The sequence below is a fragment of the Microbacterium karelineae genome (genome assembly GCF_009745985.1).
GTDB lineage: Bacteria > Actinomycetota > Actinomycetes > Actinomycetales > Microbacteriaceae > Microbacterium > Microbacterium karelineae.
In genome coordinates this window covers 59681-71319 of sequence record NZ_WFIX01000032.1, presented here as the reverse complement: position 1 = coordinate 71319, position 11639 = coordinate 59681, and the positions used below count along the sequence as shown (strand labels likewise).

The window sequence follows — 11639 nt, the reverse complement described above, 5'->3', positions numbered from 1 at the left end:
CGCCGCCTACGAACCGCTCTCGGCGCCGCGGTGCGCGACGGCCTCCGCGAGGGCGCGGAGGCCTATCGCCACATCGGCCGCGCTCACCGCCTCGTCGGGGTGGTGGCTGATGCCGTCGGGGTTGCGGAGGAACAGCATCCCGACGGGCGTGACGGATCCCATCGCCATGCCGTCGTGACCGGCCGGGCTGAACAGCGTGAGGGGATCCTCGGACGCCGACGGGAGCGTGGATCCGATCCCCGCGCGCACGACGTCCTGCAGCAGCGGATCGCAGAACACGGCGGGCGCGGAGTGCACCTCGCGGGGCCGCCAACGCAGGCCGCGCCGCCCCATGATGTCGTCGAGGTCGCGACTGAGCCGCTCCCAGACGGCGTCGCGCGCGCCGTCGAACTCGCCGCGGAGGTCGATGCTGAAACGCGCCTCGCCCGGCACGACGTTGACGGCGCCGGGGAAGGCCTCGAGCTGGCCGACCGTGCCGATGATGTGGTGCTCGCTCGAGCAGATCCGCTCCACCGCGAGGGCCGCCTCGCTCGCCCCGAGAAGGGCGTCGCGGCGCATGTCGTAGGGCGTGCCGCCCGCGTGGCGGGCCTCGCCCTCGACCGTGATCTGGAAACGACGCGCCGACGCGATCGACGACACGACGGCGAGCGGCTCGCCCCGGCGGTCGAGCTCCGGCCCCTGCTCGATGTGCGCCTCGAGGTAGCCGACGAGCTGCTCGCTCGTGCGCGCGGCCTCGCCGACGCGGCCGGGGTCGAGCCCGAACTCGCGGTACGCCTCGCGCAGGGTGACGCCGTCGGCGTCGGCGAGCCGCCACCACTCGTCGTCCCAGTCGCCCGCGATCGCGGAGGATCCCAGGAGCGCCTTGCCGAAGCGCGTCCCCTCCTCGTCGCTGAACGCCGCGACCTCGATCCCGAAACCGAACGGGCTGTACCAGATCCGGTCATCACCGCCCGGCACGCGCAGAAGGCGCACGATCTCGATCGCCATGAGCACGCCGAGGATCCCGTCGAAGCGCCCCGCGTCGATGACGGTGTCGAGGTGGGATCCGATCATGAGGACCGGTGCGTCGGGGTCGACGGCGGGCAGGAGGCCGAGCTGGTTGCCGGCCGCGTCGAGCCTCGTCGACATGCCGACCTCGCGCATCCACTCGGCCGCGAGTCGGTTGACGCGGGCGTGCTCGGGCGAGAGGTACACGCGCGTGATCTGGCCGTCCCCCGCCGTCACGCGCGCGAGCTCGTCGCACCGCGCCATGATGCGGCGGGCGGCGGCTGGGAACGCCTCGGGCGGGATCCCCGCGAGGCGCCCGTTCTCGGCGGGCGTCATGCGGCGGCCCCGCGCAACACGTCGGCGGCCGCGGCGACGCCGCCGCCCGCGGGAACGGAGACCCATCGGCGCAGCACCTGCTCGAGCGCCGCGAGGGTCGTGAGGACGGCGTCCTTCCGCGCGTTGTAGCCCATCGTCCCGATGCGCCACACACGCCCGTGCAGGGGCCCGAACGACGTGCCGATCTCGATCGCGAAGTCGTCGAGCATCGCCTGGCGCGCCTCATCCCCCGGCACGCCCTCAGGGATCAGGACGGCGACGACGTTGTTCATCTTGTGCGCGACATCGCCGAACACCCGCAGGCCGAGCGCCTCGACGCCTGCCAGCATGGCGCGACCCGCGATCTCGTGGCGCGCGATCACCGCGTCCCGCCCCTCCGTGAGCAGCACCGAGGCGCACTCGCGCGCCGCGTAGAGCATGCTCGTCGCCTCGGTGTGGTGGTTGAGGCGGCGCGGTCCCCAGTAATCGATGATCATGCCGAGATCGAAGTAGTTCGAGCGCACGAAGTCGGCGGCGGATTCGTCGCCGTCCTCGCGGATGCCCGCCTCGATGCGCCGGCGAGAGCGGATCACGTCCACCGCGCGCTCCGAGAGGGTGATGGGCGCGGATCCGCTCGGACCGCCGAGGCATTTCTGCAGGCCCGCCGTCGCCGCGTCGAGCCCCCAGTCGTCGGCCTCGAAGGCGTTGCCGCCGAGCGAGGCGGTCGCGTCGGAGTAGAACAGCACGCCGTGTTTCTCGCAGATCGCGCCGATCTCGTCGAGCGGCTGGTTCATGGTCGTCGAGGTGTCGCCCTGGACGAGGGCGAGGAGCGCCGGCTTCACGCGCGCGACGGCCTCCTCGATCATCGACGTCGGCACGACCTGCCCCCACGGCACCTCGATCCGGTGGACCTCAGCCGAAGCGCGCTCGGCGATCTCCGCGAGCAGGTGGCCGAAGCGCCCGAACACGGGGACGAGCACCTTCTCCCCCGGGCGCACGAGCGAGACGATCGCCGCTTCGATACCCGCGCGCGATGTCCCGTCGACGAGGAAGGTCTGCTCGTTGCGCGTCGCCCACACCTCGCGGTAGAGGCGCTGGACGTCGCCCATCGCGTCGGTCATGAACGGGTCGTACTGGCCGACGAGGGGCGACGACATCGCGCGCAGGACGCTGGGGTAGGCCGAGATGGGCCCGGGCCCCATGAGCAGGCGGTGGGGCGGTTCGAGCGGGGCGATGAGGGTCATGCGGAGATTCCTTCGATGCAGGAGGCGAGGCGACGGCCGGCGCGGACGAGCGCGATGTCGGTCTCGGCGCGCGAAGCGACGCAGACGCCGACAGGCGCGGGGCCGAGCCGCGACGGCACCGTGAGCAGCGGGACGGTCAGTGCAGGGACGCCGGCGACGGCGACGGGCGTCGTCATCCGCAGCGTGGCCATCCGCACGGCGTCGACCTTCGCACCATCGGAGGTGCGCATGGGCGCGGGCCCCGGCACGGTGGGCATGACGAGCTGCGCATCGGCGACGAGGTCGTCGATGCGTCGCTTCAGGGGAACGAGCGCGGCGCGGGCGCGCGCCTCGTCGTCGCGCGTGACCTCGGCCGCCGCGCGGAAGCGGGCCGCGACGGCCGTTCCGAGGGCGCCGGGGTGCTCGCGGATCCAGTCGCCGTTGTTGCGCCACGCCTCGGCGCCCTGCACGAGGCGGAACGGCTCCTGATAGTCGTCGAGGAGGCCGATGTCGACCCGCTCGACCGGCGCGTCGAGCGCATCGAGGAACGCCTCGAATGCGTCGCGCGTCTCGGGCTCGACCGCCTCCAGCACCTCATTCGGCACGCGGAACCGCCACGGCAGGTCGCGCCCGGATTCTCCGTAGACGCGCTCGGTGGATTCCGAGCCGTCGTACGACAGGCACCAGTCCGCGGCGGCCTGCAGCGTGACGCCGTCGCGCGCGATCCATCCGATCGTGTCGAACGACTGCGCGAGCGGCAGCAGCCCCGCGCGCGGCACGAGCCCGTGCGTCGTGCGCAGGCCCCAGAGCCCCTGGTACGAGGCGGGGACGCGGATGGATCCGGCGGTGTCGGTCGCGAGGCCGATGTCGGCCTGCCCTGTCGCCACCGCGCTCGCCGGCCCCGACGAGGATCCGCCGGGGAGCGCCCCGGGGAGCGCTCCGTTCGGCGGCGTGCCGTAGTGGGCGTTGTCGCCCGCGACCGAGTACGCGAACTCGTCGGTGCGCGCGATGCCGCGCAGCGACGCGCCCGCGCGCAGCAGGTCGGTGACGGCGGGGGCCGTGCGCGGCTCGGCGGCGACGGTGTCGACGTAGGTCGGGTTGCCGGCGCCGATGCGGTATCCCTTGATCGCGAACAGGTCCTTCACGGCGACCGTCTTCCCCGCGAGGGGCCCCTCCCACGCGCCCTGGAAGAGCGGATCCCCGACCGTGCGCCACATCGCACGGTTGAGGGGCTGCGGCCGTCCCGACACGTGTGCGGACGTGATCCGCCACCCGTCGGGTGTCCGCTGCCACAGCTGGGTCTGCAGCCCGCGCCCGCCGATGCGGAACCGCGACACCGAGACGATCAGGGACGTGTCATCGGAGAGCGCGCGGTGCTCGATCCGCTCGATGTCGCGCGCGGGGACGCCGCCGCGGAGGCCGCGGAAGGCGCTGATCGCCTCGTGTCCGACGAGGAGCCCCGCGTCGTCGCCCCGCATCGTGCGGGGGTCGTCGAAGAACCAGCGGTCGAGCTCGTCGAGGTCGTTCGCGAGAATCGCCCGCTCGTATGCGAAGAACGCCTCGCGCAGCTCGGTCGGCAGCGTGTCCGCTCCGGGGATCTCGTGCGTCATGCGAAGTCGGCCTCTCGGATCCGGGCGTGCACGCCGCAGGTGATGTCGACCACCTGCGAGATGTCGAAGTCGGCCGCGGCCGACAGATAGGCGTAGGCGAGGTGCTCGTCCATGCCCCAGCGCGCGCCGATGAGGTCGATCGCGGCGCGGACCGCCTTGCGCATCGCCTCGTTCAGGTCGGGGTCGAGCCCCGTGGGCACGAGATACTCGGGGGTGCGGACGAGCGGTCCCGTCACCTCGCCGAATTCGCGCCGTGCCTCCTCGGCGGGCACGACGTCGAAGGTGAGCGTCGCGCGCAGAGACGCCTCGAGCGCCGTGAGTGCGACCTCGCCGTCGCCCTGCGCGAAGTGCGGGTCGCCGACATACGCGAGCGCGCCGTCGACCTGCACGGGCAGGAACAGCTGGGTTCCCTCGACGAGCAGCCGGATGTCGATGTTGCCCCCGAAGTCGCTCGGCGGCACGGAGTGCGGGCGCTCGTCGCTCGCGGGCGCGACGCCCATCGTGCCGAGGAACGGCGCGAGGGGGAACGCGACGTCGCGGGCGGATCCCTCGGTGCGCGGCAGCGCGCCGACGAGCGAGCCGCCGCGCTCCTCGACGGGCGCGAACACGCTCACGGTGGCTCCGCCGCGCGGCAGATGACCGGGCAGGGCGCCCTTGCCGTGGCGGTTGCTGATGACGCCGTACGGGACGCGTGGGACGAGCCGGTCGACCGTGATGCGCAGCAGATCGCCGGGGCGGGCGCCCTCGACCCGGATCGGCCCCGTGACGACATGGGGTCCGTCGGCGGCGTGGTCGCGCGGGCTGGTCGTGGCGATCGCCGCCGCATCGTCGAGGACCGCGTGCGGCGGCACGCCGTGGCCCGCGAAGAAGGCGCGCGGATCCTGGCCCTGATCGGGCAGGATCCCCTCGTGGCTGACGGTGTCGACGACGAGCTGATCACCCGAAGCGATCGTGATCACGGGCGCATCGGCGCGGCTCGGCAGGCGCCCCCAGAGCACGTGCTCTGGTTCGGCGCTGAGGTAGCGGACGCCGGAGGGAACGCCCGCGTGCGGCTGGAGGATGGGCAGGTCGGCGAGCGCCGGTGCGCCATCGCTCGTCCCGAATCTGTTGCGCGCCAGCTCTGCCGCGCGATCGATGTCCGTCATCATGCCTCCCGTGTGGGCGGAGCGTCCGCTCCTGTGAGTCTGCCCGCGCGCCCGCCGGAAAGCACCTCCGTGCCGGATCGGGCGAGCAGGCCCTCGCCGCGCCCGTAGATGCGCTCGCCGCGCAGGTGGGTTCCGACGACCGCGCCCGTGAGCTCGGCGCCGATCCAGGGCGACAGCCGGTTGCGGTACGCGAGGTCGTCTGCCGTCAGGGTGTACGCGACGTCGGGGTCGAAGACGACGAGGTGCGCGGGGGCGCCGGGCTCGATCGCGCCGCGCGCGAGGCGCACGACGCCCGCCGGCCCTGTCGTGAACAGGGGCAGGATCCTCTCGAGGGCGATGCCGCGGCGCCGTGCTTCGGTCCACACGGCGGCGAGGCCCGTCTGCACGCCCGAGATCCCGCCCCACGCGGTCCCGAGGTCGGGATCGTTCTTCAGCTCGGCCGTCGCTGGCGAGTGGTCGCTCACGATCGCGTCGATCGTGCCGTCGAGCACACCGCGCCACAGCGCGTCCTGGTTCGTCCTGTCGCGGATCGGCGGGCAGCACTTGAAGCGCCCCTCGCCATCGGGCACGCTCGCGGCGTCGAGGGCGAGGTAGTGCGGGCACGTCTCGATCGTGAGGGCCACGCCGTCGGACTTCGCGGCGCGCACGAGGTCGAGGGTCTCGGCTGCCGAGACGTGCACGATGTGCGCGCGGGCGCCCGTGCGCCGGGCCGCCTCGATGACGAGCCGCACGGCCGCGGCCTCGGCCTCGGGAGGGCGCGACGCGACGAAGTCGGCGAAGATCGGGCCGGACGCGTCGCCGAGGTGCTCCTCGAGCTCGGCGTGGGCGATGAGCAGGCCGTCGCGCGTGGCGAGCTCAGCGAGTGCCCGCTCGAGCTGGCTCGCGTCGAGGTGCCCGAACTCGTCGATGCCGCTCGGAGCGAGGAAGCACTTGACGCCGACGACACCCGCGTCGAGGAGCTCCCCCAGGGATCCGAGGTTCTCGGGAACGGCGCCGCCCCAGTAGGCGAGGTCGACCGCGAGCTGCCCCGCCGCCGCCCGGCGCTTGGCATCGAGCGCCGCAGGCGTCGTCGTGACGGGGATCGAGTTGAGCGGCATCTCGACGACGGTCGTGACGCCCCCGGCGGCGGCCGCCGCGGTGCCGGTCGCGAACCCCTCCCACTCGGTGCGGCCCGGCTCGTTGAGGTGCACGTGCGTGTCGACGAGGCCGGGGAGGAGCACGTGCGCGTCGTCGACGACGAGGTCGGCGTCCGCATCGAACGGATCGAGGCGGGTGATCCGCCCGCCGTCGATGCGCACGGTCGCGGGGCGGAACCCGTCCCCGAGGAACACGCGCCGCGCGGCGATGGACCGGGGCGCTCCGGCAGGGATCTGAGCGGTCACGCCATCACGCTATCCGCGTCGCGTGTCCTCGGTGTTTCACGCGGCACCGGCGCGGCGTACTCGTCGCGCCCGCTCGTCCCGACGCCCATGCGGGCCATGCCGGTGACGAGGCCGACAGACGCCGCCACACCGTCGACGACGGGCACCCCGAGATCCGCCGACAGCCGCGCGCACAGGTCGGCCATCCCGGCGCACCCGAGGACGATCGCGTCGGCGCCGTCCGACCGGACCGCGCGCTCGCACCACGCGAGGATCCCGTCGACGTCGGCCTCCTCCTCGAGGGCGAGGACGGGGATCCCGGTCGCGTGGGCGGCCACGCAGGCCTCGTCGAAACCGTATCGCCGCACGAGATCCCGCGCCCGCCCGAGCGTGCGCGACAGAGTCGTGACGATGCCGAAGCTGCGGCCTGTGAGCGCGGCGACGTGCATGGCGGCCTCGGCGATCCCGACGACGGGGACGTCGACGAGCTCGCGCGCGGCGTCGAGGCCCGGATCTCCGAAGCACGCGATGACGTAGGCGTCGCTCCCACCCGCCTCCTGATCGCGCCGGACGATCGCCGCGACGGCCGCGGCCGCCTCCACCTCATCGAGGTGGCTCTCGACGGCGGGCGGCCCGTCGCCGGGATCCGGGCAGACGGCGACGATCTCGACGTCCGGCGCCGCCACCGCGCGCGCCGCGCGACCGATCTTCTCGGTCATGGCGCGCGAGGTGTTGGGGTTGATGAGGGTGATGCGGATCAACGCTCTCCCCCGTTCGCCCCCTGCGCCGCGACCTCGAGCGAAGCGGTGGCGGTGTCGGGGGATCCCTCGAGCACGTCGGGAGAGGTTCCCACGGACACGCCGTCGGTCTCGTCGTCCCACGTGGGCACGCTCGGGCGGCGGCGTTCGAGGAGGACGAAGAGCGCGAAGCCGAGGCCGCAGCCGATGAACCAGGTGAAGTCGCTCACGGATCCCCATCCCGCGCCGACGAGACCGGCGAACACAAGCGACTTCGGCACGATCGCGAGGAAGATCGTCGGGATCCCGGCGCCGGCCACGGCCCACATCGCATTGGGGTTGTATCCCCCGCGGTACCAGTACGCCCCGGTCTCGGACATCGTGTACATGTCGTCGACCCTGATCCGCTGCTTCGCGACGACGTAGTAGCCGGCGATGAGGATCCCGAAGAGCGGGCCGATGAGCGCCGAGAGGATTCCGAGCGTGTAGTGGATCGCCTCGTCGTTCGAGTACCAGTTCCAGGGCGTGAGTATGACGGATCCGACCGCGGCGATCATGCCGCCGGCGCGCCACGAGATGCGATTCGGCGCCACGTTCGAGAAGTCGAACGCGGGCGAGATGAAGTTCGCGACGATGTTGATCCCGACGGTCGCGGTCACGAAGGTGAGCCCGCCGAGGAGGATCGCGAACCAGTGGTCGATGCGCTCGACCGTGTGGATCGGATCCGTGATGAGCTCGCCGAAGACCGGCACGGTGGCGGAGGCCGTGAGGACCGTGAGGATCGCGAAGAACAGGAAGTTGATGGGGAGGCCCCAGAAATTGCCGCGCTTGACGGCCTCGAAGCTCTTGCCGTACCGCGCGAAGTCGCCGAAGTTCAGCATCGGACCGGAGAAGTACGACACGACGATCGCGATGGCCGTGAACATGACGGGGATCGACGCCCAGAGGTCGAGCGGCTCGCCCGTCGAGAGGTTGAGACTGATGTTCTCCCATCCGGCCTGGCTGACGAGGTAGACGGCGAGCACGATCATGACGACGTACACCGCGGGTCCCGCCCAGTCGATGAAGCGCCGGATCGCCTCCATCCCGTTCCAGAACACGGCGGCCTGCGCGACCCACAGGATGGCGTATGAGATCCAGCCGAGCGCGTCGAGCCCGAGGAACGTCGGCTCGATGAGCGCCGCCGATGCCGGGATGAACTTGAGGAAGACGATCGTGAGCGACTCGGCCGCGAGGAAGGTCTGCACGCCGTACCAGGCGATGGCGATCACGCCCCGGATGATCGCAGGCAGGTTCGCTCCCTTGACGCCGAAGAGGAAGCGATTGACGACGGGGTACGGCACGCCTGTGCGCTGGCTGGGCTTCGCGACGAGGTTCGCGAACACCTGCACGATCACGATGCCGACGACGAGGGACACGAGCACCTGCCAGCTCGAGATCCCGAGGGCGAAGAGCGAGCCGGCGGTCACGTAGCCGCCGACGGAGTGCACATCGCTCATCCAGAAGGCGAGGATGTTGTAGCTCGTCCACTTCTGCTTCCGCAGCGGGGCGAGGTCTTCGTTGGCGAGGCGAGGGTCGTAGCCGGGGCGCACATTGCCGGATCCGATGGGATGCTGGGACATGTCGTGAAGTTATCGCTTCACGTTTCCCGCACGGTGTCCCGCGTGTTTCGGCGCCGTGAAGTCGGACCGAGCGCCGGATACGATGTGCCCGTGGCCACGCCGACACCCCCTGATGCGCCGTCCGACCCACGACTGCTCGTCGGCCGGCGACTGCGGGCGCTCCGCGAGCGCGCCGGCGTCTCGCTCTCGGAGCTCGCGCGGCGACTCGACATCTCGGCGAGCGCCGTCTCACAGATCGAGCGCGGCGTCATGCAGCCGAGCGTCTCGCGCCTCATCACGATGTCGGACGCGCTCGGCGTCCCCCTCGCCGATGTCCTCGCGGATCCGTCGGGCGCCGCGCCGGACCATCGCCTCGCCATCGAGCGCGCGGAGGATGCGGCCCGCGTCGAGCTCGGCGGCGGCGTCACCTTCCGGCGCCTCACGCCCGGCGACAGTCCCGGCGTCGACTACTTCGAGTCGGTGTACCCGCCGGGCAGCACGGCCGCCGCGAAGGACCGCCTGCTGCGCCACGAGGGGTACGAGGTCGGTCACGTCATCTCGGGCGAGCTGACGATCGACTTCTCCGACGAGATCGTCGTCCTCCGCGCAGACGACACGATCACCTACCCGTGCGACCGCCCCCATCGTCTCCACAACGCGGGCACCGTCCCCGTCGTCGCCCGCTGGCTGATCGTGCACCCGGCCGGGTGAGGGGCGCGTCGGCGGAACGATCCTCCGGCCCCGGTGATGCGCGGCTCGTCTTCCGCTGCCCTTCACGGGAGCGCAACTCGCCAGCAACGCGACGCCCCTATCGTGAGAGCGAGGCGGCACCCTGGGGCACCGCTCCGACGACGGATGCCGTCTCTTCGCACACGAGTGAGGAGAAGGCATCATGGCGACAGCAGCCGCGCGAAGGCACTACCGGCAAGGCATCGTCGAGGCGGTCGACGCGTGGAGCTCGAGACTGGCACGCGCATACGACCGCGACGATGTCGACGGCGCCGACTCGGCGCTCGAGCGGCTCACGACGGCCGTGTCGATCGCGAGAGCGGATCTCACTCGAGTGCATGCATCCGACGCGCATCGGGCGGATTCCGCCACCGACAGCGCGCTCGACTGAAGAGGCCGAGTCCCATCACCGGTGACCCGCGGGGCACGAAGCCGCACTTGCCTTCGACCGCGCTCCAATCCCTACCGTCGTGACCATGGACGAGAACACCAGGTCATGGATCATCACCGGCGCGAGTTCTGGGCTGGGGCGCGCTCTCGCCGAGGCGGCGCTCGCGGCCGGCGAACGGGTGGCGGGCACCGCTCGGCGCGCCTCGCGCCTCGACGGGCTGTCTGCCCAGTACGGCGATCGGTTTCTGCCAGTCGAGCACGATGTGCGCGATATCGACGGCGCTCGCTCGGTGGTGGCTGCGGCGACCGCCGAGTTCGGTCACGTCGACGTGCTGGTGAACAACGCCGGGGCCGGACAGGTCGGCACCGCTGAGGAGGTGACCGACCGGGCGCTGCGCGACATGCTCGAGCAGCATCTCCTCGGGCCGGCCGCGTACGTCCGTGCCGTGCTGCCGCAGCTGCGATCGCGCGAACAGGGGACGATCGTGCAGATGAGCAGTCAGGGAGGGCGCATGTCCTTCCCCGCGGTCGGCAGCTACTCGGCGGGGAAGTTCGCGCTCGAGGGATGGTCGGAGGCGCTCGCGGCTGAGGTCGAACCGTTCGGCATCCGCGTGCTGATCGTCGAGCCCAGCCGCTTCCGTACGGCGTTCAACGCTCCGGGTGTCCTTCGGACTGCCGAGCAGGCGCGTGAGTATGACGCCACCGTCGGAGCGGTGCGAACGAACATGGCCGAGATCGATGGTGCGCAGGAAGGGGATCCGGTGCGGGCGGCCCGCGCGATTCGGGGGGCGATCGACGCGCCCGACGCCCCCCTGCGCCTGCCGCTCGGCGCCGAGGCGGTCCGCAATCTTCGACGCGCATACGAGACGTCCCTCGCCGAGGTCGAGGCGTGGGCGCGTGTGAGCGAATCGGCCGACTTCCCCGGGGTGCCACCTGCTGCGCGACCATTCTGATCGGCCTATCGTGATGACCATGTCCACAGACGCGCTCGTCGACAGGCTCCTCGCGGACGGCAGGAGCCCCGGCGCCGCGGTCATCGCCCTGATCGACCTGCTCGACGACACGACGGGCGACACGGACGAGAGCCCTCGGAGGATCACCGAGACCTCACGTCTCGTCGGGCTGTCGGCGCACACGCTCCGCTACTACGAACGGGAAGGTCTCGTTCGTCCCGCCCGGAATACCTCTGGGCACCGCGAGTACGACGCGGCCGATGTGCGCCGCCTCGTGTTCCTCACCCGCATGCGCGTATCAGGCATGACGATGCACGATCTCAAGCGCTACATCACGCTCGTCGAACAGGGTGAGAGCACCATTCCCGAGCGTCGCGCGATGATGTCCGACCAACGCGATCGCATCGCTCGTCGGATCCGCGAGCTCACCCTCGCCCTCGAGGCCACCGAGTACAAGATCCGCATCTATGGTGGCCGCGACGACGCGCTCCTGAACTTTTCCGAGGCACCGGCACCGTCCCCGTCGTCGCCCGCTGGCTGATCGTGCACCCGGCCGCGTGAGGGGCGCGGCCGGGCACACGATCCGCG

General features: G+C 71.7%; 11 protein-coding genes. 4 read left to right on the top strand and 7 right to left on the bottom strand.

The window, feature by feature from the left end:
• Positions 1-6: 6 nt before the first annotated feature.
• The 7 genes from GB932_RS00480 to GB932_RS00450 are packed head-to-tail and all read right to left on the bottom strand — an operon-like array spanning position 7 to position 9000.
• Complete coding sequence (locus GB932_RS00480) at positions 7-1323, bottom strand: allantoate amidohydrolase (RefSeq protein ID WP_156758841.1); 1317 nt, start codon at positions 1321-1323, stop codon at positions 7-9.
• Positions 1320-2546 carry a pyridoxal-phosphate-dependent aminotransferase family protein gene (locus GB932_RS00475; RefSeq protein WP_156758840.1) on the bottom strand — a complete coding sequence of 409 codons (1227 nt, stop codon included), beginning with the start codon at positions 2544-2546 and terminating at the stop codon, positions 1320-1322. Before GB932_RS00475 ends, GB932_RS00480 begins: the two co-directional genes overlap by 4 nt.
• Positions 2543-4135 carry an AtzH-like domain-containing protein gene (locus GB932_RS00470; RefSeq protein WP_156758839.1) on the bottom strand — a complete coding sequence of 531 codons (1593 nt, stop codon included), beginning with the start codon at positions 4133-4135 and terminating at the stop codon, positions 2543-2545. The genes GB932_RS00475 and GB932_RS00470 overlap by 4 nt, the downstream gene beginning before the upstream one ends.
• Positions 4132-5280: an acetamidase/formamidase family protein gene (locus tag GB932_RS00465; RefSeq protein WP_156758838.1), complete on the bottom strand. Its 1149-nt coding sequence runs from the start codon at positions 5278-5280 to the stop codon at positions 4132-4134. Before GB932_RS00465 ends, GB932_RS00470 begins: the two co-directional genes overlap by 4 nt.
• A complete protein-coding gene (allB, locus tag GB932_RS00460) occupies positions 5280-6662 on the bottom strand; it encodes an allantoinase AllB (protein WP_156758837.1) in 1383 nt (460 codons plus the stop codon). The genes GB932_RS00465 and allB overlap by 1 nt, the downstream gene beginning before the upstream one ends.
• Positions 6659-7402, bottom strand: coding sequence for an aspartate/glutamate racemase family protein (locus GB932_RS00455; protein WP_231915934.1), 744 nt, complete (start codon positions 7400-7402; stop codon positions 6659-6661). The genes allB and GB932_RS00455 overlap by 4 nt, the downstream gene beginning before the upstream one ends.
• Positions 7399-9000 carry an NCS1 family nucleobase:cation symporter-1 gene (locus GB932_RS00450; RefSeq protein WP_156758836.1) on the bottom strand — a complete coding sequence of 534 codons (1602 nt, stop codon included), beginning with the start codon at positions 8998-9000 and terminating at the stop codon, positions 7399-7401. Before GB932_RS00450 ends, GB932_RS00455 begins: the two co-directional genes overlap by 4 nt.
• A gap of 90 nt (positions 9001-9090) precedes the next feature.
• Between GB932_RS00450 and GB932_RS00445 the strand changes: the two genes are divergently transcribed.
• From GB932_RS00445 to GB932_RS00430, 4 genes are all read left to right on the top strand, one after another.
• Complete coding sequence (locus GB932_RS00445) at positions 9091-9690, top strand: helix-turn-helix domain-containing protein (protein ID WP_231915933.1); 600 nt, start codon at positions 9091-9093, stop codon at positions 9688-9690.
• A gap of 181 nt (positions 9691-9871) precedes the next feature.
• On the top strand, positions 9872-10099 hold the full coding sequence (locus GB932_RS00440; protein ID WP_156758834.1) for a hypothetical protein: 228 nt from the start codon (positions 9872-9874) through the stop codon (positions 10097-10099).
• 85 nt (positions 10100-10184) lie between these two features.
• On the top strand, positions 10185-11051 hold the full coding sequence (locus GB932_RS00435) for an SDR family NAD(P)-dependent oxidoreductase (protein ID WP_156758833.1): 867 nt from the start codon (positions 10185-10187) through the stop codon (positions 11049-11051).
• A 19-nt stretch (positions 11052-11070) separates the two neighbouring features.
• On the top strand, positions 11071-11592 hold the full coding sequence (locus tag GB932_RS00430; protein ID WP_156758832.1) for a MerR family transcriptional regulator: 522 nt from the start codon (positions 11071-11073) through the stop codon (positions 11590-11592).
• The last annotated feature ends 47 nt before the right edge of the window (positions 11593-11639 follow it).